The following is a 25830-nucleotide window of genomic DNA, read 5'->3' as shown; positions in this document are numbered from 1 at the left end:
GTACGGGAAGAAACGGAAGCCCGGCCTCCAGGGCGGTGGCGGGCGTAGCGTCGCCCCAGCGCGTCCCCCTCACCCCGAGGCCACCGCCCGCCACGACCGGCGGGCCGCACCCGCGGCCACGGCGCCCCGCGCCGTCCGTGACACCACCCAGCACACCCACCAGGACCGGCGAACCACGTGAGCTCCTCTTCCTCCACCAGGCGCCTGCCGCACCCCCAGGTGCGGCAGGGGAACCGTGGCGCTCACCGACTGGTGCGTACCCCGCCCACCCGACCGGATCCCCCTCGTCTGGACGCCGCCCAGCGTGCCGTGGTTGACCACCGGAGCGGTCCGCTGCTCGTCCTCGCCGGTCCGGGCACCGGCAAGACCACCACCCTGGTCGAGTCCGTCGCCGCGCGGATCGCCCGCGGCCAGGACCCCGAACGCGTCCTGGTCCTGACCTTCAGCCGCAAGGCCGCCGTGGAACTGCGCGACCGCATGGCGCAGCGCACCGGAGCCGCCCGCGCGCCCCGGGCCACCACCTTCCACTCGTTCTGCTACGCCCTCGTCCGCGCCCACCAGGACAGCGATCTGTTCGCCGAGCCGCTGCGGCTGCTGTCCGGACCCGAGCAGGACGTGACCGTCCGCGACCTCCTGGCCGGGCAGGTCGACCTGGAGCGGCTGGGCCTGGCCCATGTGCGCTGGCCCGACGCACTGCGCGCCTGCCTGACCACCCGCGGCTTCGCCGACGAGGTCCGCGCCGTCCTCGCCCGCAGCCGCGAACTGGGCCTCGGCCCCGACGCCCTGGCGGCGTTCGCGCGCCGCACCGGCCGCCCCGACTGGCAGGCCGCGGCCGCCTTCCTCGCCGAGTACCTCGACGTCCTCGACCTCCAGGGCGTCCTCGACTACGCCGAACTCGTCCACCGCGCGGTCCTCCTCGCCGCCCGCCCCGAGGTCGCCGGGCAGCTCGCCGGCCAGTACGACATCGTCTACGTCGACGAGTACCAGGACACCGACCCGGCCCAGGTGCGGCTGCTGCACGCCCTGGCGGGGGGCGGCCGCACCCTGCTCGCCTTCGGCGACCCCGACCAGTCGATCTACGCGTTCCGCGGGGCCGACGTGAACGGCATCCTCGACTTCCCGGACACCTTCCCGCGCGCGGACGGCAGCCCGGCGCCCGTCGCCGTGCTGCGCACCTCCCGCCGCTCCGCCGACGCGCTGCTCACCGCGACCCGCCTGCTCACCCGCCGTATGCCCCTCACCCGGCTCCCGGCCGACAAGGTCCGCGCCCACCGGGAACTGGTCCCCGTCCACGAGGGCGGGCGCGTCGAGGTCCACACGTACCCGACCGCGGGCACCGAGGTGGACAACATCGCCGACATCCTGCGCCGCGCCCACCTGGAGGACGGCGTCCCGTGGAGCGACATGGCCGTACTGGTCCGCGCCGGTGCCCGCGCCATACCGACCCTGCGCCGTGCCCTGACGGCCGCCGGGGTGCCCCTGGACATCGACGGCGACGACCTGCCGCTGCGCCATGAACCGGCGGTCGCCCCGCTGCTCACCGCACTGCGCGCGGTGGCGGCGGCCGAAGCGGCGGCGCGCCCGGACCCGGCCCGACGGGGGTCCGTACCGGATTCGGCAGCGGAGCACGGCCGGGACCGGGACGGCGGGCGGAGCCGGGCGGACGGCGGTCAGGACGAGGACGGCCCGGAGCCCTGCTGGCTGGACACCGAGACCGCGCTGACCCTGCTCGCCTCGCCGCTCGCCGGTATGGACACCGCCGACCTGCGCCGCCTCGGCCGCGCGCTGCGCGACGAGGAGCGGGCCGCGGGACACCATCTGCCGCCGCCCTCGGACGAACTGCTCGCCCGCGCCCTGGCCGCACCGGAGCGCCTGGTGACGCACGACCCCGTGTACGCGCGTGGCGCCCAGCGTCTGGGCGCGCTGCTCAGGAAGGCCAGGGAGCGCCTCGCGGGCGGCGGCACCGCCGAGGAGGCCCTGTGGGACCTGTGGGAGGGCACACCGTGGCCCACGCGGCTGGAGCGGGCCGCCCGGCGCGGCGGCGCCGCGGGACGCAACGCCGACCGGGACCTGGACGCCGTCTGCGCGCTGTTCGCGACCGCCGCGCGCGCGGAGGAGCGCACCGGCGGCCGGGGCGCGCTGAACTTCCTGGAGGAGATCGACGCCCAGGACATCGCCGCCGACACGCTGACCCGGCGTGCCGTACGACCCGACGCGGTGCGTCTGATGACGGCGCACCGCTCCAAGGGCCTCCAGTGGCGCCTGGTCGTCGTCGCGGGCGTCCAGGAGGGGCTGTGGCCTGACCTGCGGCGCCGCGGCTCCCTGCTGGAGGCCGACCGCATCGGACGTGACGGCCTCGCCGCGCCGCTCCCCCCGGGCGCCCTGCTGGCGGAGGAGCGCCGCCTCTTCTACGTGGCCGCCACGCGCGCGCGTGAACGGCTGGTGGTGACCGCGGTGAAGGCCCCCGCCGACGACGGCGACCAGCCCTCGCGCTTCCTGACCGAGCTCGGCGTGGAACCCAAGGACGTCACCGGCCGCCCCCGCCGCCCCCTGTCCGTGGCGGCCCTGGTCGCCGAACTGCGCGCCACCACCGTCGACCCGCGCGTGTCCGACGCCCTCAGGGAGGCCGCCGCGCACCGGCTGGCCCGGCTCGCCGCCCTCAGCGACGAGGACGGCCGCCCCCTGGTCCCCTCCGCGCACCCCTACCGCTGGTGGGGCATGGCCGAGCCGACCGCGAGCAAGGTGCCGCTGCGCGACCGCGACCAGCCCGTCGTGCTCTCCGGCAGCGCCCTCGACCAGCTCGCCAACACCTGCGCCCTCCAGTGGTTCCTGGGCCGCGAGGTGAAGGCCGACGCGCCGGCCAGCGCCGCCCAGGGATTCGGCAACGTCGTGCACGTCCTGGCCGACGAGGTGGCCTCCGGCCGGACCCCCGCCGACCTCGCCGTCCTGATGGAACGCCTGGAGACCGTCTGGAACGCCCTCGCCTTCGACGCCCCCTGGAAGTCGCGGCAGGAACGGGACAACGCGCGCGTGGCGCTCGAACGCTTCCTGAAGTGGCATGTCCTGGACCGTGCCGGACGCACCCCGGTGGCCAGCGAGCACGGTTTCGACGTGACGCTCGGTGCGGGCGACCACCAGGTGCGCATCCGCGGCTCCATGGACCGGGTGGAGGCCGACCGGGACGGCCGTGCCTACGTCGTCGACTTCAAGACCGGCAAGCAGGCGCCCACCGGAGCCGAGGTGGCCCGCCACCCCCAGCTCGCCGTCTACCAGCTCGCCGTCCGCGAGGGCGCCGTGGACGACGCCTTCGACGGCACCCGGCCCGAGCCCGGCGGCGCCGAACTGGTCCAGCTCCGCCAGGGCGCGGCCAAGCGGGACGGCGGCGAGACCCTGCCCAAGGTGCAGGCCCAGGAGCCGCTGGAGGGGGAGTGGGTCGGCGACCTGCTGGCCACCGCCGCCGGGAAGGTGCTCGACGAGCGCTTCACCCCGACGACCGGCCAGCACTGCGCGCACTGCGCCTTCCGGGCCTCGTGCAGCGCCCGCCCGGAGGGCCGGCACGTCGTCGAGTGAACGGGACGATCCGCCCGCCTGCCCGGTGCGCTCCGCCTGCCCGGCGCACCCGGCCCGTCCGGCGCACCCCGCCCGTCCGGCGCACCCCGCCCGTCCGGGGCGTCCTCCGTGCCCGGGTGACGTATCGCACCACCCGGCCTGACCTGCGGCTTCCCCGACCCTGAGGGCGGCCGCGGTCACGGTTGTCAGTGGTCGCCGCTAGCCTCTTCGACGTGCCCGCCCGTATCACCGATCCCGAGCAGCTCAAGGAACTCCTCGGGGTCCCCTTCACCCCGGAGCAGACGGCCTGCATCGTGGCGCCGCCCGCCCCGCAGGTGATCGTGGCCGGAGCCGGATCGGGCAAGACCACCGTGATGGCGGCCCGCGTGGTCTGGCTGGTGGGCACCGGCCAGGTCGCCCCCGAGCAGGTGCTCGGCCTCACCTTCACCAACAAGGCCGCCGGTGAGCTGGCCGAGCGCGTCCGCAAGGCACTCGTCCGCGCCGGTGTCACCGACCCCGACGCCATCGACCCGGACCACCCGCCGGGCGAACCGGTGATCTCCACGTACCACGCCTTCGCGGGCCGCCTCCTGACCGACCACGGCCTGCGCATCGGCCTGGAGCCCACCACACGCCTGCTCGCCGACGCCGGCCGCTACCAGCTCGCCGCCCGGGTGCTGCGCGAGGCGTCCGGCCCCTACCCGGCCCTGACCCGCTCCTTCCCCGACCTGGTGGGAGACCTCCTCACCCTCGACGGCGAGCTGGCCGAACACCTCGTACGCCCCGAGGACCTGCGCGCCTGGGACGCGGAGCTGCTGCACACCCTCCAGGACACCAGGCTCACCAACGCCGACCTGCGCAAGGTGCCCGAGACCGCCGCGGCCCGCCGTGATCTGGCCGAACTGGTGGGGCGCTACCGGGCCGCCAAACGCGAACGCGACCTGCTCGACTTCGGCGACCAGATCGCCCTGGCCGCACGGCTCGCCGGTCTCCCGGAGGTCGGCCGGGCCCTGCGCGAGGAGTTCCGGGTGGTCCTCCTGGACGAGTACCAGGACACCTCGGTCGCCCAGCGCATCCTGCTGGCCGGCCTGTTCGGCGAGGGCACCGGCCACCCCGTGACCGCCGTCGGCGACCCCTGCCAGGCGATCTACGGCTGGCGCGGAGCCTCCGTCGCCAACCTCGACGACTTCCCCGAGCACTTCACCCGCGCCGACGGCCGGCCCGCCGCCCGGCAGGCCCTCAGCGAGAACCGGCGCAGCGGCGGACGCCTCCTCGACCTCGCCAACGGCCTCGCCGCGCCCCTGCGCGCCATGCACGCGGGCGTGGAAGCCCTCCGCCCGGCCCCCGGCGCCGAGCGCGACGGCCTGGTCCGCTGCGCCCTGCTGGCCACCCACGCCGAGGAGATCGCCTGGCTCGCCGACTCGATCGCCCATCTGGTGCGCACCGGCAAGGCACCCGGCGAGATCGCCGTCCTGTGCCGTACGGCCACCGACTTCGCCGAGATCCAGGGCGCCCTGGTCGCCCGTGACGTCCCGGTCGAGGTGGTCGGCCTGTCCGGGCTGCTCCACCTGCCCGAGATCGCCGACCTCGTCGCCGTGTGCGAAGTCCTCCAGGACCCGGGGGCCAACGCCTCCCTGGTGCGGCTGCTGACCGGCCCGCGCTGGCGGATCGGCCCGCGCGATCTCGCCCTCCTCGGCCGCCGGGCGCGGCTGCTCGTCGCCCACGCGCGCGGGGACGCCGACGACGACCCGGACCGCAGGCTCGCCGAGGCGGTCGAAGGCGTCGACCCGGCCGAGGTGGTCTCCCTGGCCGACGCGCTCGACACGTTCCTGGAGGGCTCCCCGGACGGCCAGGACGACGGGCTGCCGTTCTCGCCTGACGCGCGCGTGCGCTTCGCCCGGCTCGCCGCCGAACTGCGCGACCTGCGCCGTTCCCTGTCCGACCCGCTGATGGACGTCCTGCACCGGGTGCTGGCCGTCACCGGCCTGGAGGTGGAGCTCTCGGCGTCCCCGCACGCGCTGGCCGCCCGCCGCCGCGAGACCCTCTCGAACTTCCTGGACGTCGCCGCCTCCTTCGCCGCGCAGGAGAGCGAGGCCACCCTGCTGGCCTTCCTCGGCTTCCTGCGCACCGCCGCCCAGTACGAGAAGGGCCTCGACAACACGCTGCCCGGCGGCGAGAACACCGTCAAAGTGCTCACCGCCCACCGGTCCAAGGGCCTGGAGTGGGACGTCGTGGCGGTCCCCGGCCTGGTCACCGGCGCCTTCCCCAGCAGCCAGGGCCGGGAGAAGTGGACCAGCCAGGGCAAGGTGCTGCCGCACGCCCTGCGCGGCGACGCCGCCACCCTGCCCGACGTGGACGACTGGGACGCGCGGTCCATGAAGTCCTTCCACGAGGCCATGAAGGACCACCAGCACACCGAGGAGCTGCGCCTCGGCTACGTCACCTTCACGCGGCCGCGCTCCCTGCTGCTCGGATCCGGCCACTGGTGGGGCCCGAGCCAGAAGAAGCCCCGCGGCCCCTCCGCGTTCCTGGAGGCGCTGTACGACCACTGCGCGGCCGGGCACGGCGAGATCGAGGTCTGGGCGGAGAAGCCGGGGGAGGACGAGGAGAACCCCGCGCTGCTCCAGGGTGCCGCCGACCAGGCGTGGCCCCTGCCGCTGGACGAGACGGCCCTGGCCCGCCGCCGGGCCGCCGCGGCGACGGTACTGGCTCACTTGGACAGCCTTGCCGGCCTCGCCGGTTCCGCCGCCGCGGACGGCCCCCGCGCGGACGCCGCCCACGGGGCTGGCCCGGCCCACCCGGCCGCCGCCGTACACGACCCGGACTCCCGGGACGACCCGGACTGGCCCCCGCCCCCGGAGGACGACGAGCCGCCCTACGACGAGGAACCGCTCTACGACGACGAACCGCCCTACGACGAGGACGTGCCCTACGACGAGGACGTGCCCGCGGCGGACGCCCCCGGCGGCCACGGGCTGCCCGGGGACCCCGGCGATCCCGGTGTCGCCGGTGAAATCGGTGACCCCGGCGACACCGGTGACCGGGACTCCTGGAACACGGACCGCCCCACCGTCCCGCACCAGGTCACACCGGTGGACGGCCACATCGCCGCACCGCTGCCGCCCCCGCACCCGGCCGCCGCACCGGCCCCCGAAACCCTCCCGGGCCAGGGAAGCCCCTCGCAGCCCCGGCGCCTCACCCCGGAAGAGGCCCGCACCGTCACCTCCTGGGACCGCGACCTCGACGCGCTCGCCGGAGAGCTGCGGCGTTCCCGGCAGAGCGTCACCGACGTCCTCCTGCCGACCACCCTGACCGCCACACAACTGCTGCGCCTGGCGGCCGACCCGGACGCCTTCGCGGCGGAACTCGCGCGCCCCATGCCGCGCCCCCCGCAACCCGCCGCACGCCGGGGCACCCGCTTCCACGCCTGGATCGAGACCCGCTTCGAGGCGCTCACGCTGCCCCTGCTGGAGCCCGAGGAGCTGCCCGGCGCGGAGGAGACCGAGATCGCCGACGAACGCGACCTGGAAGCCCTCAAGGAGGCCTTCGAGCGCACCGAGTACGCCCACCGCACCCCTCATCGTGTCGAGGCACCCTTCCAGCTGGAGATCGCGGGCCGGGTCGTCCGCGGCCGGATCGACGCCGTCTACAAGGAGGGCGACGGCGAGGCGACGGCGTACGAGATCGTGGACTGGAAGACGCACCACTCGCACACCGCGGACCCGCTCCAGCTCGCCGTGTACCGGCTGGCCTGGGCCGAGCGGCACGGACTGCCCCTGGAGCGGGTCGGAGCCGCGTTCGTGTACGTCCGCAGCGGCGAGGTGGTCAGACCGCGGAACCTGCCGGACCGGGCCGCGCTGGAACGTCTCCTGCTGGACGAGCCCGAGGACGGGTAGGGCTCTGCGGGCGGCGGCCCCGCGGACGGGCAGCCGGACCGGCACCGGGGTCCCGGCGCAGTGTGACGAACCGCCCGAACGGGATGGCACCGAGTGCCGATAGGCTCGGGAGCATGAGCCAGACCCCGGACAGCGTCGTCCGTACGTACATCGAGCAGCACCGCGCCGCCTTCCTCGACGACCTCGCCGAGTGGCTGCGCATCCCCTCCGTGTCGGCCCAGCCCGACCATGCGCCCGATGTACGGCGCAGCGCCGACTGGCTCGCCGCCAAGCTCCGGGACACCGGCTTCCCCACCGCCGAGGTCTGGCCGACACCGGGCGCCCCGGCCGTCTTCGCCGAGTGGCCCGCCGCCGACCCGGGCGCCCCCACGGTCCTGGTCTACGGACACCACGACGTACAGCCCGCCGCCCGCGAGGACGGCTGGCACAGCGAGCCCTTCGAGCCGGTCGTCCGGGACAACCGGCTCTACGCGCGCGGGGCGGCCGACGACAAGGGCCAGGTGTTCTTCCACACACTCGGGGTGCGCGCCCACCTCGCGGCCACCGGCGCCACCGCCCCGGCCGTCCACCTCAAGCTGCTGATCGAGGGCGAGGAGGAGTCCGGCTCCCCGCACTTCCGGGCACTGGTCGAGGAGCGGGCCGACCGGCTCGCCGCCGACACCGTGATCGTCTCCGACACCGGCATGTGGTCCGAGGACACCCCCACGGTGTGCACCGGCATGCGCGGGCTCGCCGAGTGCGAGATCCGGCTGTCCGGCCCGGACCAGGACATCCACTCCGGCTCCTTCGGCGGCGCCGTGCCCAACCCGGCGACCGCCGCCGCCCGTCTCGTGGCCGCCCTGCACGACGAGCACGCGCGCGTGGCCGTCCCCGGCTTCTACGACGGCGTGGTCGAGCTGACCGACCGCGAACGCGAACTCTTCGCCGAGCTGCCCTTCGACGAGGAGCGGTGGCTGCGCACCGCGAAGTCGTACGCCACCCACGGCGAGGCCGGGCACACCACGCTGGAGCGCATCTGGGCCCGCCCCACCGCCGAGGTCAACGGCATCGGCGGCGGCTATCAGGGCCCCGGCAGCAAGACGGTCATCCCGTCCGACGCGATGGTGAAGCTGTCGTTCCGTCTGGTCGCCGGGCAGGACCCCGACCACGTCGAGAAGGCGGTCCGCGCCTGGATCGACGCACAGGTGCCCGAGGGGATCCGGCACGAGACGGAGTTCGGCGCGGCCACGCGTCCCTGTCTGACCCCGCTGGACCACCCGGCCCTGAGGTCCGTCGTCCGTGCCATGGAGCGTGCCTTCGGCACCCCGGTCCGCTTCACCCGCGAGGGCGGCTCGGGACCGGCCGCCGACCTCCAGGAGGTGCTCGGCGCACCTGTCCTCTTCCTGGGCATCTCCGTCCCCTCCGACGGCTGGCACGCCCCCGACGAGAAGGTCGAGCTCGATCTTCTGTTCAAGGGCGTCGAGACCAGCGCGTATCTGTGGGGCGACCTCGCCGAGCACGGGCGCGAGGTGCCCTGACCTGCCGCCGCCGTCCGGGACACCGCCGCGCGCGGGGCACACTGGAAGCGCCGCCCCGCGCCGCGAGGACCCCGTTCGGACCGGTCCCCTCCTGCCGCCCGTCCCGCTGAACCGCCGCCGAATCAACCGTTGCACCGGGGGAGTTGGAAGCACCCGTGACCACCTGGACCGACCACACCGCAGACCGACCCGTCTCGCTCACCGCGCCCAGCGGCATCGACCGGGCCGCCCACCACCGGCTCGACGAGGCATGGCTCGCCGCGGCGTGGAGCCACCCCACGACCCGCTGCTTCGTGGTCTCCGGCGGTCAGGCGCTGATCGACGAGACGCCCGACGGCCGCACCGAGCTGGTGATGACCCCGTCCTTCGAGGCCCCCCTCACCGAGGCGCACCGCTACTTCCTCGGCACCGACGAGGACGGCGTCAGCTACTTCGCCCTCCAGAAGGACTCGCTGCCCGGCCGCATGGACCAGTCCGCGCGCCCGGCGGGCCTGCGCGAGGCCGGCCTGCTGCTGTCACCCCGGGACGCGGGCCTGCTGGTGCACGCCGTGGCCCTGGAGAACTGGCAGCGGCTGCACCGCTTCTGCTCCCGCTGCGGGGAGCGCACCGTGATCGCCGCGGCCGGCCACATCCGCCGCTGCCCGGCCTGCGGCGCCGAGCACTACCCGCGCACCGACCCGGCGGTGATCATGGCGGTCACCGACGACGAGGACCGCATCCTCCTCGGCCGCCAGGTGCACTGGCCCGAGGGGCGCTTCTCGACGCTCGCCGGGTTCGTCGAGCCCGGCGAGTCCATCGAGCAGTCGGTGCGCCGCGAGGTCCACGAGGAGGTCGGCGTCGCCGTCGGCCAGGTCGAGTACGTCGCCAGCCAGCCGTGGCCCTTCCCCTCCAGCCTCATGCTGGGCTTCATGGCCCATGCCACCTCGACCGAGATCGACGTCGACGGCGAGGAGATCCACGAGGCCCGCTGGTTCTCCCGCGAAGAGCTGCGCACGGCCTTCGAGTCCGGCGAGGTCCTGCCGCCCTACGGCATCTCCATCGCGGCCCGCCTCATCGAACTCTGGTACGGCAAGCCCCTGCCGACCAGGAGTGTCGTCTGACCGCGAGCACCGCAGGAAACACGAGAAACACGAGAAGGCGGCCCCCGGCGAACTCGGGGGCCGCCTTCCGACGCGGTCCGGCTCCGCGTCCGGCGGACGCGGCGACAACGACCGGGCTCAGACGCCGATCTTCTGCTTGACCTGCGCCAGCGACGGGTTCGTCAGCGTCGAGCCGTCCTGGAAGAGCACGGTCGGCACCGTCTGGTTGCCGCCGTTCGCCTTCTCGACGAAGGCCGCGGACTCCGGGTCGTGCTCGATGTTGATCTCGGTGTACGCGATGCCTTCGCGGTCCATCTGGCCCTTCAGGCGGCGGCAGTAGCCGCACCACGTGGTGCTGTACATCGTCACAGTGCCCGGCATGTCTCTTGTGCTCCTTCGGCGGGTCGGGGACGTCATCGTCGCAGTGGGGGAACGCGCGCCGCACACCGGGCATTCCCACCGGGGGTATCGGGGGCGGAGCGCACAGCGCCTCGGCGTGACATGGGTCGCATCGGCGTGACACCGGTCGCAGGCGTGACACCGGTCGTATCAGTACGACTGCGAGGGGCTGCCTGTGGACAACCGGCTCACCTGTCTCCCGCGACCTGGCAGCATGGCGGTGTGACAGCAGCAACGCACTCCACCCTCTTCCCGCAGGTACCGGACTCTGCCGACGCGGTGCTCGAAGGGCTCGACCCCGAGCAGCGCGAGGTGGCCACCGCGCTGCACGGTCCGGTGTGCGTACTGGCGGGCGCCGGCACCGGAAAGACCCGGGCGATCACCCACCGGATCGCCTACGGGGTGCGCGCCGGCATCCTCCAGCCCTCGACCGTGCTCGCCGTCACCTTCACCAACCGCGCCGCGGGCGAGATGCGCGGCCGGCTGCGCCAGCTCGGCGCCCAGGGCGTCCAGGCCCGCACCTTCCACTCCGCCGCTCTGCGGCAGTTGCAGTACTTCTGGCCGAAAGCGGTCGGCGGCAGCATGCCCCGCCTCGTCGACCGCAAGATCCAGCTCGTCGCGGACGCGGCCGCCGCCTGCCGTGTCCGGCTGGACCGGGGCGAACTGCGCGACGCCGCCGCGGAGATCGAATGGGCCAAGGTCACCCAGACCGTCCCGGCCGACTACGCCCTCGCAGCCGCGAAGGCCGGCCGCGACACCCCGCGCGACGCCGCCGAGCTCGCCCAGCTGTACTCCGTCTACGAGGACCTCAAGCGCGACCGCTCGGTCATCGACTTCGAGGACGTCCTGCTGCTCACCGTCGCCATCCTCCAGGACCGGCGTGACGTCGCCGAACAGATCCGCGCCCAGTACCAGCACTTCGTGGTGGACGAGTACCAGGACGTCAGCCCGCTCCAGCAGCGACTGCTGGAGCTGTGGCTGGGGGAGCGGGACAGCCTGTGCGTCGTCGGCGACGCCAGCCAGACGATTTATTCGTTCACGGGAGCAACCCCCGACCACCTGCTCGACTTCCGCGCCCGCCATCCCGGCGCCACCGTCGTCAAGCTGGTCCGCGACTACCGCTCCACCCCTCAGGTGGTTCACCTCGCCAACGGACTGCTCGCCCTGGCCCGGGGCCGCGCCGCCGACCACCGGCTGGAACTGGTCTCACAGCGCCCTGCGGGCCCCGAGCCGGAGTACACCGCGTACGCGGACGAGCCCGCCGAGGCCGAGGGCGCGGCCCGCCGCATCCGTGACCTCATCGCCTCCGGCGTCCCGGCGAGCGGGGTCGCGATCCTCTTCCGTACGAACGCCCAGTCGGAGACCTATGAGCAGGCTCTCGCGGACGTCGGGGTGCCCTACCAGCTGCGCGGCGCCGAGCGCTTCTTCGACCGCCCCGAGGTCCGCAAGGCCGGTATCGCCCTGCGGGCCGCCGCCCGCTTCGGCGGCAACGACGCCCTCCTCGACGACACCGTCGACCTGCCCTCGCAGGTGCGGGCCGTGCTGTCCGGGGAGGGCTGGACCCCGCAGCCCCCGGCGGGTTCGGGCGCCGTCAGGGAGAGCTGGGAGTCGCTGGCCGCGCTGGTGAACCTCGCGCGGGACTTCGCCGCGGCTCGCCCCGGTGCCACCCTGAGCGACCTGGTGGCCGAGCTGGACGAGCGTGCCAGCGCCCAGCACGCCCCCACCGTCGAGGGCGTCACCCTGGCCTCCCTGCACTCGGCCAAGGGCCTGGAGTGGGACGTCGTCTTCCTGGTCGGCGTCGCCGAGGGCATGATGCCGATCACCCACGCCAGGACCGACGAGCAGATCGAGGAGGAGCGCCGCCTGCTCTACGTGGGCGTCACCCGCGCCCGTGCGCGGCTGTTCGTCTCCTGGTCGCTGACCCGCACGCCCGGCGGCCGCCCCAACCGCCGCCCGAGCCGCTTCCTGGACGGACTGCGTCCGGGCACGGCCGGCGCGACCGGGCAGGGCGCCGCGGGCGCCGTCGGGGGGATCGAGCGCGGGACCGCCCCGGCCGCGGGGGCGGCCCGTGCGGCGGGCGCCGTCCCCCGGCGCACCCAGCGCGTCCCGGCCCGCTGCCGGGTCTGCGGCCGCACCCTCACCGACGCCGGTGAGATGAAGCTGATGCGCTGCGACGACTGCCCCTCCGACATGGACGAGGGCCTGTACGAGCGGCTGCGCGAGTGGCGGGAGGAGCAGGCGCGGCTCAGCGGGCAGCCCGCCTTCTGCGTCTTCACCGACCGGACGCTGATGGCGATCGCCGAGACCGCGCCCGAGGACGCGCGCGAGCTGGCACGCATCCCCGGTGTGGGGACGCGCAAGCTGCGCCGCCACGGGGCCGATGTTCTCGCCATCTGCGCAGGCCAGGAGCCCACGGACGAAGAGATCGACAACTGATACGAACTCGTCGGAAAAATAGTTTGCGCATGCCCCGGCAATCCCCATAGGTTCTTGGTCACGGGGACAGCGGCCTTCCTGAGGCCCTGATTCCGTGTTGTACTTGCATATCCGTACGGGCTGGTTCACCCCAGTCCCCCAGACGCCGAGAGGAGGCGAGTCCAGTGATCAGCATCAAGAGCAGCTTCTTCAGCACCGCCAAAATGACCGATCGCTCGGTCGCTTCCCTGTGCATGCTCGGCGTCTCGGACCAGGGCACCGGTGTGTCCGGCGTTCGCGCCGCGCGTCCGGCGTCCTCCCTGTCTCTCGCGGGTCTCCCTGTCCGCGAGGGCAATGAGCGACCGACCGAGGCACTGGAAGCAGTAGTGGCACAGGCCCGCGCCTATGCCTTTACGGCGGCCGGTGCCGGTATCCGGAAGCAGACGACGCACCACCACCAGATGTGGGCCTTCCGTGGGCCAGAACCCTGGAGTGATCCAGCCTGATCGTCGATCAGGCCGGCGCCTTCAGGGCCGCGGAACCCCACCCGGGATCCGCGGCCCTTCTGTTTTCCCCGAACGGGGACGACGGACCGAAGGGGCCTCGGGACAAGAAAAGAACCCGGTACCCAGCCGACACCCGGCCGACCCGGCCGGACCGACCAGACGAGGAAACACCAACCGTGCAACTCGAAGCGCACGCCCCGTCCGTACCGCCTTCCGACACGATCCCCAAGCCTGGTCTCACGGAGGACCCCGCCTTGATCCCCCTCACCGCGCTCACCGCGCTCGACGACGCCATCGAGAACCTCGGCGTGCCCGTCCCCTGCCGCTCCTACGACCCGGAGGTCTTCTTCGCCGAGTCGCCGGCGGACGTGGAGTACGCCAAGTCCCTGTGCCGCACCTGCCCGCTGATGGAAGCCTGCCTCGCGGGCGCCAAGGAGCGGCGCGAGCCCTGGGGCGTCTGGGGTGGAGAGCTGTTCGTCCAGGGCGTTGTCGTCGCCCGGAAGCGGCCCCGTGGCCGTCCGCGCAAGAACCCGGTTGCGGCATGAACATCCCAGGAACGATCGATCGCCCCCTCACGCACGACCCCCAGAAGCAGGCCCCGATGAAGCCGTCCGTCCCCAGCGAGCCCGCAGGCTCCGCCACCGAAGACGTCACCACCACCGGCGCGAACGACTCGCGTCAGAACAGGACCCGCGAGATGCAACTCATCCCAGAAGCCATGGCTCGTGCGCATATGCAGGAGCGGCTGCACGAGGCGGACCGCGAGCGCCACGCCCTGCGCGTGGTGGCCGCCCGCCGGATGCAGCGCCGTGCCGAGCGCGCCTCACGGCGTGCCCGTCGCGCGCTCGCCATGGCGGTCATGCACTGATCCGCCCACACCGCGCGGCGGTGACCTCCCGGCCGGGAGGTGAGCTCGATGCCCGCGGGGGCCGGTCCGTCCGTACGGACCGGCCCCCGCGGTGCGTTGTCCCCGCGCTCTGCCGGAGCGGAGGTATCGTCGCCGGGTGACGCGTCCTCCCGGAGACCCCGACCACGGCGGCGGGCACGCACCGCGCCCGTCCGTGAGCTGTGCGCACTGCGGCACCCCGGCGGACGAACCGCCTCCCACCTGGACCTGCTCCGTCGAGGACGGTGTCCGCCGCTACTTCTGCGACGCCTGCTCCCGCGCACACCTCAGGTCGATCGAGGGACGGCTCGACTCCGCCCGGTGGTGACCGCGGACACCGGCCGCCCTCCCGCGCGGACCTGACCCGGGCCCGCCGGGACCTGACCGGTCACACCTCGGCGGCGGCCTCCTCGTCCTCCATCGCGGTGACGAAGCCCGGCAGCCACTCCTCCAGCTCGTCCCGCAGCCGGACGGTGGCGCCCAGCTGGCACAGCACACCGATCGTGCTGAGCGTCACCCGGTGGATCAGCAGGTAGGACGGGGGCAGATTGAGCCGCTTGCCCAACTGGTAGGCGGGCGAGCGGATGTCGGCGACACGGGCCGCCTGGCTGCGCATCCAGCCGTGGGTGAAGGTGAACTCGTCCGCCTGGGCCGGCTCGATGATCGGCAGCAGGTAGTCCAGCACGGCGTCCGGATCCAGGTCGACCGTCTCCTTGACGAAGCCCTCCGCGCGCAGCATGTCGTAGACGGCCTCGGCCTCGCCGTCCAGGGTCATCCGCAGGGAGGCGCCGATCGGCTCCGGCAGGCCGCCGGGCAGCCGGTCGACGGTGCCGAAGTCCAGGACGCCGAGCCGCCAGTCCTCCGCACCGTCCGGGCCGCCGGGGAGCAGGCGGAAGTTGCCCGGATGCGGGTCGGCGTGCAGCAGTCCGGTGCGGGCCGGGCCGGAGAACAGGAAACGGGCGAGCAACTGCCCGGCGCGGTCGCGCTGCTCCTGGGTGCCGTCCGCGATCACCTCGGCCAGCGGGACACCGTCGATCCACTCGGTGACCAGGACCTGCTCGCACTGGTGGATCACCGCCGGGACCAGGACGTCGGGATCCTGCGCGAACTCCTCCGCGTGCGCCTGCTGGGCCTGGGCCTCCAGGCCGTAGTCCAGTTCCTCGGAGACGCGGTCGCGCAGTTCGGTGATCAGGGGCTTGATGTCCATGCCGGGGATCAGCGGTCCCAGCAGCCGGGCGAACCTGCTCAGCTGGCCCAGGTCGGACAGGAGGGCCTCGCCCGCGCCCGGGTACTGCACTTTGACCGCCACCTCGCGGCCGTCGTGCCACACCGCCCGGTGCACCTGCCCGATGGACGCCGCAGCGGCCGGCTTGTCCTCGAACTCCTCGAACAGCGCACGCCAGTCCGTGCCGAGCCGCTCCTCCAGCACCGCGTGCACGGTGCGCGTCGGCATCGGCGGGGCGGCTTCCTGGAGCTTGGTCAGCGCCGCCCGGTAGGGACCCGCGACCTCCTCGGGCAGGGCGGACTCGAAGACGGACAGGGCCTGCCCGAACTTCATCGCCCCGCCCTTCAGCTCCCCGAGCACCTTGAACAGCTGATCGGCGGTGCGCTGCTGGAGCTCCCGGCCGACGATCTCGGCGGACTCGCCGACGATCCGTTTGCCGAGTCCCCAGGTCGCCCTCCCGGCGAAACCGAGCGGGAGCGCGGCGAGCTTGGCGGTCCGGGTGACCGCCTTCCGGGGAAGATCAGACATGCGCCCTCCAAGTCCCAGCAGGCCGCGTCGCTTCCGCCTGACGGCGAGGTGCGGACGACGGCCGTTGCTCAGCCATTGTCGCGCGTGCGCCGCCCTCCTTTGAGGTGTCTTCCACCACGGATTTCCGCGCCGCCCCGCACGGACAGTCCGGATGCGGCCACACCGGGCGCCCGTGCCAGTTCAGCGCGGGCGCGGACACCTCCCAGCGGGCACCGGTGCTGGAGGGTGTCTCCCCGTCCAGGAAGGCGAGCGCGTGGGCCGCCGCCAGCCCGGCCACGGTGGCGGCGAGGGCCAGGTCGCAGGGGCGCACCCGGCGCTGCCGCCCGGACCGCCACTGCGCCACCAGGCGCGGCCAGGTCTCGTCCCGGTCGGTGCGCCCGTGGTGCAGGCACTCGGCGCAGCCGGTCTGTCCGGGCAGGACCAGCGGGCCCACGACTCCCGTGGCCTCCACGATCCCGGCGTACAGATGGGGAGTGCCCGACGCGATCAGCGGAGCCGCCACGGCTGGGTCGGGCGCGTGCACGGCGACGTCGTCGCGCGGGGCGATGACGACCAGCGCGTGCCCGGCCTCGTCCGCCCCGGACGGCGTCCCGGCGGTGCGGCGTTCCGGACGGCCGGGGGCGGCGCGGCGCACGGCACGACGGGCGGCGGCGTCCCGGCGCTCGCCGACGGCCTCGGCGGGCAGCCCGCCCGGGGCCACGTCCCACGGCTCGACGCATCCTCCGTCCAGCACCTCGACCTCGCCGACCCCCGCGCCGGACAGCAGCGCGGCCAGCACGGCGCCCACCCGGCCGGCGCCGCGCACCCGCACCCGCATACCGCGCCGGGCGGCCAGCCGCTCGATCGCCCCGTCCGGCTCCCTGGCCACCACGGACAGCGCGGCGAGATCGGGTGCCAGCCGGTCCATGACCTCCTGCTTCGCCCGCAGCTCCGCTGCCGCCGCGCCGCCGCCCCGGGCGTCGTCCAGCAGGCCCGCGCGGGACAGCCGCCGCACGAGGAGGTCGACGTGCCCCTCGGGCAGATCCATGCGGTGGGCCTCCTCGCGGAGCAGCGGCAGCCCCCGGGTGCCGTTGAGCAGTTCGAGGAAGCTGCCCGTGGCGGTGTCGACCGGCCCCAGGGTCAGCGCGTGCGCGGGTGACATCCCGAACTGCACGGTGTTGAGATCACGCCAGCCGCGCCGCAGCGCGGGTTTCACCATCGGATGCATGAGCGGCCCCCGTAGCCGGATGGACAAACCGGATGGACAAAGGTGAACGAGTGCGATGAGAGAGATGAGTGCGACGAGAGAGATGAGAGAGGAGAAAGCAGGCGGGTCGGTGGAGCCGGTCGGTGCTCCGCCGACGAGTGCCAGCATGCCCGGTCCGGCCCGGCGGTGCGGAAAGTTGTCCACAGGCAGGGGGTATTCGTCATACGAATCGGACCGTCGGTGGGGGATCGGCGCGGAACCGTCCCGGACCCGGGACTTCCGCCGTGCGCACCCGGTAACGTCGGGGCGTGTCCGCCGACCCACTGCACCGTGCCGGAGCGCCGCAGCGCAGCAAGACGAGCCCGCCGCCGAGCGGCTCGGCGGCGAGTCCGATCGAGGTCCGCAGGAGCGCCCGCCGCCGCCGGACCGTCTCCGCGTACCGCGAGGGCGACCGCACCGTCGTGCTCATCCCCGCTCGGATGTCCGAGGCGGAGGAGCGGCGCTGGGTGAACGTCATGCTCGACAAGCTGGCCGCCCAGGAGAGCCGCCGCTCGCTCGGCGACACCGAGCTGGCCGAGCGCGCCGGGCGGCTCTCGGCGCAGTACTACGACGGCCGGGCCCGGCCGGTCTCGGTCCGCTGGGTCACCAACCAGAACACGCGCTGGGGCTCGTGCACCCCGGCGGAGGGCAGCATCCGGCTCTCGCACCGCCTCCAGGGGATGCCCGAGTACGTCGTCGACTACGTGCTGCTGCACGAGCTGGCCCATCTGCTGGTGCCGGGCCACGGCCCCGACTTCTGGCGGCTCCTGGACGCCTATCCGCGCACCGAGCGGGCGCGCGGCTACCTCGAAGGGGTCGCCGCGGCCGCCCGCCTGCCGCACCCGCCGGGCGACCGGGACGAGTGACCGGCCGCCCCCGTCGGGCGCGCGGCACGTGATCCCTCCGGGCGGCGCGGCACCGTGCGCCACGGCCGGGCGGGGATTGTGTACCGGGTCTGTACCGGCTTGGTCGGGTGTCGGAGTTTGCCGTTAGCCTGGCGCGACGCACTCGCACTCGGGATGGGGGACGGTCGTTACGTATGCCCAGGGAATTCCAACGCGGCCACAAGGCCAGGATCAGTGACCTGACCGCGGGCACGGATCTGTACGTGGGCGTACAGATCTCCGGCCCCGGACTGACCTTCGACATCAGCTGCTTCGGCCTCGACGCCGAGGAGAGGCTCTCGGACGACCGGTACTTCGTCTTCTTCAACCAGCCGAAGTCCCCGGAGGAGGCCATCCAGCTGCTGGGCGCGCAGGCCGGTGACACGGAGTCCTTCAGGGTCACGCTCGACCGGATCCCGCCGGGGATCCAGAAGCTGTCCTTCACGGCGACCCTCGACGGCGCCGGGCAGATGTCGCAGGTGGCCCCCGGTTACCTGCGCATCGTGGCGGGCGGCGAGGAGGTGGGCCGGTACTCCTTCACCGGTGCCGAGTTCTCCACCGAGCGGGCCGTGATGCTGGGCGACATCTACCTCAAGGACGTCTGGCGGTTCGCCGCGGTCGGACAGGGGTTCGACGGCGGCCTGGAAGCGCTGCTGAAGAACTTCGGCGGTGAGGTGCTGGAGGAAGAGGCACCCGCCCCGGCCCCGGCACCGGCCCCGCAGCAGGCACCGCCGGCCGCGGCCCCGGGCTTCGCCCCGCCCGCCCAGTCCGCCGCCCCGCCCGCCTTCGGAGCCCCCGGCGCGGCACCGGCACCCGCGGCTCCCGCACCGGCGCCCGCACCCGCCCCACCGGCGCCCGCTCCGGCCCCCGCGCCCGCTCCGGCCCCCGCGCCCGCTCCGGCCCCCATGCCGCAGCCCGCCGCCCAGGGCTTCGCGCCGCCCCCGGGCTCGACCCCGCCGCCCCCCGGCCCCCCGGCTCCGGCGCCCGCCCCCTCGGTGCACGCCGCGCCGACCATCATCGCGCCCATGGCCCCGCCCGGAGGCACTGTCCCGCCGCCGGCCCCGGCCCCCGCGCCGTACGGGCACCCCGGCCAGCAGCCGCCGTACGGCCAGCAGGTCCCGGGCTACGGCCAGCCCCCGGCCGCCCACGCGCCGGTCGCGCCGCCCGGATACGGCCAGCCCCCGATGCCGCCCGGCTACGGGCAGCAGCCCCCCTACGGACAGCAGCCGCCGTTCGGGCAGGTGCCCGGCCAGCCCGCGCCCTACGGCGCACCGCAGGCCGCCGCGCAGGCTCCGCAGGGCGCCGGGGTGGCCGCCGCGCTCCAGCAGTTCAAGGAGACGCCCACCGGCCAGCGCTGGACCCTCCAGAACGGCAAGCTGATCCGCGCCGACCTCGGCACGGGCGGCCAGCCCGTCCTGGCCCGGCAGGGCAGCATGGTCCTCTATCAGGGCAAGGTCGACTTCAGCTACAAGGGCGCGGGTTTCGCGGGCCGTATCGTCGGCAACGCCACCGGCCAGGAGATGCAGCTCATGCGCTGCACCGGCCAGGGACAGGTGTTCCTCGCCGAGAACTCCGCCCATCTGCACCCGGTCGAGCTCCAGGGCGACGCGATCTGCGTCTCCGCGGAGAACGTCCTCGCCTTCGACGAGAGCCTCCAGTACGAGGTCCGCCGCATCGAAGGGCACGGCATCCCCGGCGGTGCCCTGTTCACCATGCAGTTCCAGGGCACCGGCACCGTGGTCGTCAAGACGCACGGCACGCCGGTCGTCCTGCCGGTCACCCCGACGACGTTCGTCGACTCCAACGCCGTCGTCGCCTGGTCCGCCGCTGCGCAGGTGATCGTCTCCAGCCAGGTGCGCATGCGCCGCAACGCCTACCCGGGCCACACCGGGGAGGGCGTCAACCTCCAGTTCCGGGCCGCGCCCGGCAACTTCGTCGTCGTCCAGCCCTACGAGGTCTGAGGGAGCCCGTCATGAACCAGCCGCTCGCGGGCTACGCCCCCGCACCCGTCACCGCCCGCATGGAGAACCACGGCAGCCACATGCTGAAGGTCGCCATGCAGACCGGCAACGACCTCTTCGCGCGCGTGGGCTCGATGGTCGCCTACGAGGGGTTCGTGCAGTACGAGCCCAACCCGCCGGCCGTGCGCCAGATCGCCCGTGACTGGATCACCGGCGAGGGCGCGCCCCTGATGAAGTGCACCGGCGACGGTCTGCTCTACCTCGCCGACTACGGCGCCGACGTCGTCGTCATCAACCTGGGCGGCGACGCGATCTCCGTCAACGCCACCAACCTGCTCGCCTTCGACGCGCACCTCCAGTGGGGCGTCGAGCGGGTCAAGGGGCTGGCGAAGTTCGCCGGACAGGGCCTGTGGAACACCAAGATCTCCGGGCAGGGCTGGGTCGCGCTCACCTCCCGGGGCAAGCCGATCGTCGTCGACTGCGGCGGCGGGGAGAACGAGACCTACGTCGACCCGGACGCCCTGGTCGCCTGGTCGCCGAACCTCAAGGTGAAGGGCAAGCGCAGCTTCAAGGCGCAGTCCCTGATCGGACGGGGCAGCGGTGAGGCGTACCAGATGGCGTTCTCCGGGCAGGGCATCGTCGTCGTGCAGCCCAGCGAGGACAGCACGGACCGCCTCCGGGTCCGGGGCTGAGGGGGAGAGAAGGACAATGCAGAGCCCGCTTTTCGCCTTCAACGACGTCCAGACCCAGGACCGCTGGGGCCTCCAGAACAAGCAGATGCTGCGTGTCGTCATGGAGGGCCACGACGACATCCTCGCCCGCAAGGGCACGATGGTCGCCTACCAGGGCATGGTCGAGTTCGACGCCGAGTACCAGAGCAGCAACCAGGGGCACGCGCGTGCCTACACGGGCGAGGGCCTCGACCTGATGCGCTGCCACGGGCAGGGCACCGTCTACCTGGCCAATCTCGGCCAGTACGTGCACATCATGGACATCGAGCAGGACGGCCTCACCGTCGACAGCAGCTATGTCCTGGCGATGGACTCCTCGCTGCACCACGAGGTGATCGCCGTCGACAGCATGTACGGCATCTCCGGCTCCGGGAAGTACCAGCTCAACATCACCGGACACGGCAAGGTGGCCCTGATGACCTCCGGGGCGCCGCTGATGATGCAGGTGACGCCCGACAAGTACGTCAACTGCGACGCCGACGCGATCGTCGCCTGGTCCACCGGGCTGCGCGTGCAGATGCAGGCCCAGACGCACTCCTCGGGGGTGTGGCGGCGCCGCGGCAACACCGGCGAGGGCTGGGAGCTGAGCTTCATGGGCAGCGGCTACGCGCTCGTCCAGCCCAGTGAGCTGCTGCCGCCGCAGAACGCGGCGATCGGGCAGGGCCTCGCCGCGCAGTTCGGCATGGGGCAGCAGGGCGCCCGGGGGCAGAACCAGGGCAACGCCTGGAGCTGAGCCCGGCCCGAGCGTCGGACAAGCCCGAGCGTCGGACAGAAGAGTGAACGCAGGTAAGGGGCGACCACCCTAGTGGTCGCCCCTTACCTGCGTCTCCGCCTCAGAGCCGGGCGCGCGTGGCCTCCAGCAGCCGGACGACCGAATCGTCCGCGACGCCGCCCACCTCGTCGTAGGCGAACCAGCGCAGGTCCAGCGATTCCTCGCTGATCGCCTCGACGGCCCCGGGCGGGGCGATCGCGGCGTACTGCACGTCGAGGTGCCAGGCGCACGGGGTGAGGTGCCGGTCCAGGCGGACCGGGCCGCCGGGCAGCAGGGAGAGCCCCGGGATGCCCGACTCCTCGGTCCCCTCCCGCAGCGCGGCCTGTGCCAGGGTGGCGTCCTCCGGCTCGCAGTGGCCGCCCATCTGGAGCCACATCCGCAGCTTCTTGTGCAGGGTCAGCAGCACCCGGCCGCGTCCGGGGTCGACCACCAGCGCGCTCGCCGTGATGTGCCCGTCCCCGCACGCCTTCCACAGGCCGTCCGGGTGAGCGGCCAGATGGTCCAGATAGATCTGGCGCAGCTCCGTCTGGTCCTCGTAGCCCTTCAGCACGAGGACCGTGTCGTCGAAGAGGCTCACTCGGTGCCGTCGTCCTTGCCGTCGCCGTCGCCGTCCTCGGGGGCCCTGCCCTCGCCCGGGTCCTTCTTGTGCAGGTCGGGCTTGCCGCTCGCCGCCTCGCCGAGCATCTTGTCCAGCTCGGAGAAGTCCAGCTGCTCGCGGTGGACGAAGCCGTCCGGGTCGTCCAGGTCGGCGGCGGTCGGGAGCATGTCCGGGTGGGCCCACAGGGCGTCCCGGCCCTCGACCCCGCGCGCGTCCGTGAGCGAGGCCCACAGGCGGGAGGCGTCGCGCAGGCGGCGCGGACGCAGTTCGAGACCGATCAGCGTGGCGAACGTCTGTTCGGCGGGGCCGCCCGAGGCGCGGCGGCGGCGCAGCGTCTCGCGCAGCGCGTCCGCGGACGACAGACGGGGCTTGGCGGCGGCGTGCACCACCGCGTCCACCCAGCCCTCCACGAGCGCCAGAGCGGTCTCCAGCCGCGCCAGGGCGGCCTTCTGCTCCGGCGTGTCCTCCGGCTGGAACATGCCCTGCTGGAGGGCGTCCTGCAACTGCTCCGGGTTCTGCGGGTCGAACTGGCCGACCACGTCCTCCAGCTTGGCGGTGTCGACCTTGATCCCGCGCGCGTACCCGTCGACCGCGCCGAACAGGTGCGAGCGCAGCCACGGGACGTGCGCGAACAGGCGCTGGTGGGCGGCCTCGCGCAGCGCCAGGTACAGGCGCACCTCCTCCTGGGGCACGCCGAGGTCCTTGCCGAACTTCTCGACGTTCACCGGGAGCAGCGCGGCCTTGCCGGCCGGGGCGAGCGGCAGACCGATGTCGGTCGAGCCGACGACCTCGCCGGCCAGCACGCCCACGGCCTGCCCGATCTGCGTACCGAACATGGCGCCGCCCATGGAGCGCATCATGCCGATCAGCGGACCGGCCATGGCCTGCATCTCCTCGGGCAGCACCTCGCCCATGGCGTTGCCGACGCGCTCGGCGACCGGGTCGACCAGCTCCTGCCACGCCGGGAGGGTCGCCTCGACCCACTCCGCGCGGGACCAGGCCACCGTGGAGGCGGCACCGGAGGGCAGGGAGGTGGCGTCGTCCAGCCACAGGTCGGCCAGGCGGACGGCCTCCTGGACGGCGGTGCGCTCGGCGGGGCCGACGCTGGCGTCCTTGGTGCCGTCCGACGTGCCCTGGGCGACCGTCTGGCGGGCGATCTGCTTGGCCATGTCCCAGTTCACCGGGCCGCCCTCGTAGGAGAGCATCTGGCCGAGCTGCTGGAAGGCGGCGCCCAGGTCGGTGGGGTTCAGCGACCCGAACATCGCCGCGAGCGGATTGTCGGCGCCGGGCCCGCCAAAGCCTCCGGCTCCGGGCAGCCCGAAACCGAACGGGTTGGCCGGTCCCTGCCCACCACCGCTCTCCTGGTCCTTCTTCTTGCCCTCGTCGCCGTCGTCCGGCTCCTCCGGCGGAAGGCCGAATCCGAATGGGGTGTCACTCACGGGGTTCCTCGGCTGGTAAGGCCACCGGTTCTCTCCGGCGGCGCGGCTGCCCGACAACACCACCCAGCCTAGACACCGCGAGCGGTTCGGGCCTCGGTGCTTCGCCGACAGAACGCCTGCGGCAGGATGGATGCCACCTGGTACGTACGCGTCATTCGCGCCCGTATGGAAGACAACCGCTGGAGACGCCCGGTGAGTTCCCCAGATCCACAGGTTCGCGCAGCGCGAAACCATGAGAACACGCCCGCCGCGCGCGGGCCCGTCGTCGCGGTCACCGGAGCCGCGAGCGGTGTCGGCGCCCTGCTCACCGAGCGGCTGGCCGCCTCCGCCGAGGTCCGGCAGGTCATCGCCATCGACGAACGGCGCGGGGAGTGCGCGCAGGCGCAGTGGCACGTCCTGGACGTGCGCGACCCCGCCATCGCGGAGCGGCTGCGCGGCGCCGACGTCGTGGTGCACCTGGCGCTCGACCTCGATCTGGAGAGCGACCCCGCCGCCCGCAGCGCCTACAACGTCCGGGGCACGCAGACGGTGCTGACGGCCGCTGCGGCGGCCGGGGTGCACCGGGTGGTGCTGTGCACCTCCGCGATGGTCTACGGGGCGCTGCCGGAGAACGAGCTGCCGCTGTCCGAGGACGCCGAGCTGCGCGCGACCGCCGAGGCCACCGGTGTCGGCGACCTGCTGGAGATCGAGCGGCTGGCCCGGCGCGCCCCCCGCGCGCACCCCGGCCTCAATGTGACCGTGATGCGCCCGGCCGTCCTGGTCGGCGGCACCGACACCGCGCTGACCAGGTACTTCGAGTCGCCGCGGCTGCTGGTGGTGGCCGGGTCCCGGCCGGCCTGGCAGTTCTGCCATGTCGAGGACCTGTGCAGCGCGCTGGAGTACGCCGTGCTGGAGAAGGCCGACGGCGAGCTGGCCGTGGGCTGTGACGGCTGGCTGGAGCAGGAGGAGGTCGAGGAGCTGAGCGGGATCCGGCGCATGGAGCTGCCGTCGGCGGTCGCGCTGGGCGCGGCGGCCCGGCTGCACCGGATCGGGCTCACCCCGTCCCCGGCCGGTGACCTGGCGTACACGATGTACCCCTGGGTGGTGAGCGGCAGCCGCCTGCACGACGCCGGATGGCGGCCGAAGTGGACCAACGAGGAGGTCCTCGCGGAGCTGCTGGAGGAGGTCGCCGGGCGGCACACGGTGGCCGGGCGGCGGCTCGGGCGCAAGGACGCGACGGCGGCCGGGGCCGCGGGCGCGACGGTCGCGCTGCTGGGCGCCGCGGCGGTGGTGCGGCGGGCACGCAAGGCCCGCCGCCGCATCTGAGCGACCCGCGCCCGGCCGGGCGGGCCGTCGGCCGGTCGTAGGAGGCTCCAACCTCCACGCGCGCGTGCCGGGCGATCACGCTATTCCGCGTCCTCGCGCGCGTGCGGCACGATGGAGAGCATGGCACCCACCACCGATCACCCCGGCGAGTACACCGCCGACGACCCCATCAAGCTCATCGGCGTCCGGGACACCGCGCTCTCCCTGGACGAGGTCTTCCGGGCGCTCGGCGACGCGGCGGCCGGGGGGACGGCGCTGTTCGTGGGGACCGTGCGCAACCACGACGGGGGCGCCGACGTCGACGGGCTGGGGTACTCCTGCCACCCCAGCGCCGAGGAGGAGATCCGGCGCGTCGCCGAGAAAGTGGTGGCCGAGTACCCGGTGCGGGCCCTGGCCGCCGTGCACCGGGTGGGCGATCTGGGGATCGGGGACCTCGCCGTGGTCGTCGGCGTGTCGTGCCCGCACCGCGCCGAGGCGTTCGCCGCCTGCCGGAAGCTGATCGACGACCTCAAGCACGAGGTGCCGATCTGGAAGCACCAGCGGTTCTCCGACGGCACCGAGGAGTGGGTCGGCGCCTGCTGAGCCCGGAGCGCCGCAACCGGAGACCCCCTCGGCCCCGGCGTCGCTCCCGCGCCCGGCCCCGCTTGCGTAACCGGCCCCCTGGCCCGAGCGTTGTCAGTGCGGATGGTTAATCTGCTGATCAGTCGGTCGGGATCGGTCGATCGGGGTAGGGAGGTCGGCGTGGGAGCACTCGCCTGGTTGCTGATACCGGTGGTGGCGGGGATAGCCGCCGGGCTGTGGGGGAGCTGGGCGAACCGGACCCGCAGAATCCGCAGCGACGGGCCCGAACTGGACGGCTACGCCCGGTTCCGCGAGGCCATGGAGCGGTCCACCTCCGGCACCTGACCGGACCCC

General features: G+C 73.7%; 21 protein-coding genes. 16 read left to right on the top strand and 5 right to left on the bottom strand.

Annotated elements, in window-relative coordinates; translation table 11 throughout:
- The first annotated feature begins 177 nt into the window (after positions 1-177).
- From ACWDYF_RS23730 to nudC, 4 genes are all read left to right on the top strand, one after another.
- A complete protein-coding gene (locus ACWDYF_RS23730; RefSeq protein WP_389466244.1) occupies positions 178-3570 on the top strand; it encodes an ATP-dependent helicase in 3393 nt (1130 codons plus the stop codon).
- Positions 3571-3782: 212 nt separating this feature from the next.
- Positions 3783-7445, top strand: coding sequence for a UvrD-helicase domain-containing protein (locus ACWDYF_RS23725; protein WP_389466247.1), 3663 nt, complete (start codon positions 3783-3785; stop codon positions 7443-7445).
- Between the two features lie 113 nt (positions 7446-7558).
- Positions 7559-8962, top strand: a complete 1404-nt coding sequence (locus ACWDYF_RS23720; protein ID WP_389466250.1) for a dipeptidase — start codon at positions 7559-7561, stop codon at positions 8960-8962.
- 155 nt (positions 8963-9117) lie between these two features.
- The gene (nudC, locus tag ACWDYF_RS23715; RefSeq protein ID WP_018571299.1) at positions 9118-10062 is read left to right on the top strand and encodes an NAD(+) diphosphatase; all 945 of its coding nucleotides are present in this window, start codon (positions 9118-9120) and stop codon (positions 10060-10062) included.
- Positions 10063-10179: 117 nt separating this feature from the next.
- Here the strand turns inward: nudC and ACWDYF_RS23710 are convergent, their stop codons facing one another.
- A complete protein-coding gene (locus ACWDYF_RS23710) occupies positions 10180-10422 on the bottom strand; it encodes a mycoredoxin (protein WP_018571300.1) in 243 nt (80 codons plus the stop codon).
- A gap of 120 nt (positions 10423-10542) precedes the next feature.
- Here ACWDYF_RS23710 and ACWDYF_RS23705 point away from each other — a divergent pair, with 120 nt between their 5' ends.
- From ACWDYF_RS23705 to ACWDYF_RS23685, 5 genes are all read left to right on the top strand, one after another.
- Positions 10543-12876, top strand: coding sequence for an ATP-dependent DNA helicase UvrD2 (locus ACWDYF_RS23705; protein WP_389466254.1), 2334 nt, complete (start codon positions 10543-10545; stop codon positions 12874-12876).
- A 164-nt stretch (positions 12877-13040) separates the two neighbouring features.
- Positions 13041-13361 carry a hypothetical protein gene (locus ACWDYF_RS23700; protein ID WP_018571302.1) on the top strand — a complete coding sequence of 107 codons (321 nt, stop codon included), beginning with the start codon at positions 13041-13043 and terminating at the stop codon, positions 13359-13361.
- A gap of 176 nt (positions 13362-13537) precedes the next feature.
- Complete coding sequence (locus tag ACWDYF_RS23695) at positions 13538-13906, top strand: WhiB family transcriptional regulator (RefSeq protein WP_026253134.1); 369 nt, start codon at positions 13538-13540, stop codon at positions 13904-13906.
- The gene (locus tag ACWDYF_RS23690) at positions 13903-14229 is read left to right on the top strand and encodes a hypothetical protein (RefSeq protein WP_018571304.1); all 327 of its coding nucleotides are present in this window, start codon (positions 13903-13905) and stop codon (positions 14227-14229) included. Before ACWDYF_RS23695 ends, ACWDYF_RS23690 begins: the two co-directional genes overlap by 4 nt.
- Positions 14230-14365: 136 nt before the next feature.
- Positions 14366-14575, top strand: a complete 210-nt coding sequence (locus ACWDYF_RS23685; protein WP_381742460.1) for a hypothetical protein — start codon at positions 14366-14368, stop codon at positions 14573-14575.
- 60 nt (positions 14576-14635) lie between these two features.
- On the opposite strand, the gene ACWDYF_RS23680 is transcribed toward ACWDYF_RS23685, so the two are convergent.
- Entirely contained in the window at positions 14636-16000 is a 1365-nt protein-coding gene (locus tag ACWDYF_RS23680; RefSeq protein WP_451584302.1) for an ABC1 kinase family protein, read from the bottom strand.
- Entirely contained in the window at positions 15993-17207 is a 1215-nt protein-coding gene (locus ACWDYF_RS23675) for a TOMM precursor leader peptide-binding protein (protein ID WP_389466262.1), read from the bottom strand. The genes ACWDYF_RS23680 and ACWDYF_RS23675 overlap by 8 nt, the downstream gene beginning before the upstream one ends.
- A gap of 287 nt (positions 17208-17494) precedes the next feature.
- Between ACWDYF_RS23675 and ACWDYF_RS23670 the strand changes: the two genes are divergently transcribed.
- From ACWDYF_RS23670 to ACWDYF_RS23655, 4 genes are all read left to right on the top strand, one after another.
- A complete protein-coding gene (locus ACWDYF_RS23670; protein ID WP_381742464.1) occupies positions 17495-18091 on the top strand; it encodes a M48 metallopeptidase family protein in 597 nt (198 codons plus the stop codon).
- A gap of 173 nt (positions 18092-18264) precedes the next feature.
- Positions 18265-20070: a TerD family protein gene (locus tag ACWDYF_RS23665; RefSeq protein ID WP_389466265.1), complete on the top strand. Its 1806-nt coding sequence runs from the start codon at positions 18265-18267 to the stop codon at positions 20068-20070.
- Positions 20071-20081: 11 nt separating this feature from the next.
- The gene (locus ACWDYF_RS23660) at positions 20082-20762 is read left to right on the top strand and encodes an AIM24 family protein (protein ID WP_018571309.1); all 681 of its coding nucleotides are present in this window, start codon (positions 20082-20084) and stop codon (positions 20760-20762) included.
- Positions 20763-20778: 16 nt separating this feature from the next.
- Positions 20779-21534, top strand: a complete 756-nt coding sequence (locus tag ACWDYF_RS23655; RefSeq protein ID WP_018571310.1) for an AIM24 family protein — start codon at positions 20779-20781, stop codon at positions 21532-21534.
- 100 nt (positions 21535-21634) lie between these two features.
- On the opposite strand, the gene ACWDYF_RS23650 is transcribed toward ACWDYF_RS23655, so the two are convergent.
- Together ACWDYF_RS23650 and ACWDYF_RS23645 are read right to left on the bottom strand one after the other, a co-directional pair.
- Positions 21635-22150 (bottom strand): NUDIX hydrolase, encoded by a 516-nt coding sequence (locus ACWDYF_RS23650; protein WP_389466270.1) that lies wholly within the window; start codon positions 22148-22150, stop codon positions 21635-21637.
- Complete coding sequence (locus tag ACWDYF_RS23645) at positions 22147-23610, bottom strand: zinc-dependent metalloprotease (RefSeq protein WP_381742470.1); 1464 nt, start codon at positions 23608-23610, stop codon at positions 22147-22149. The genes ACWDYF_RS23650 and ACWDYF_RS23645 overlap by 4 nt, the downstream gene beginning before the upstream one ends.
- A 192-nt stretch (positions 23611-23802) precedes the next feature.
- Here ACWDYF_RS23645 and ACWDYF_RS23640 point away from each other — a divergent pair, with 192 nt between their 5' ends.
- The 3 genes from ACWDYF_RS23640 to ACWDYF_RS23630 all read left to right on the top strand — a co-directional run bounded on the left by ACWDYF_RS23640 (position 23803) and on the right by ACWDYF_RS23630 (position 25821).
- On the top strand, positions 23803-24915 hold the full coding sequence (locus tag ACWDYF_RS23640) for an SDR family oxidoreductase (protein ID WP_064535184.1): 1113 nt from the start codon (positions 23803-23805) through the stop codon (positions 24913-24915).
- Positions 24916-25035: 120 nt separating this feature from the next.
- Entirely contained in the window at positions 25036-25497 is a 462-nt protein-coding gene (locus ACWDYF_RS23635) for a molybdenum cofactor biosynthesis protein MoaE (protein ID WP_381742472.1), read from the top strand.
- Between the two features lie 159 nt (positions 25498-25656).
- Entirely contained in the window at positions 25657-25821 is a 165-nt protein-coding gene (locus tag ACWDYF_RS23630; protein WP_381742474.1) for a hypothetical protein, read from the top strand.
- Positions 25822-25830: the final 9 nt, after the last annotated feature.

This window comes from Streptomyces sp. NPDC003284, assembly GCF_053589675.1.
This window is presented reverse-complemented; position numbering and strand designations above follow the sequence as displayed.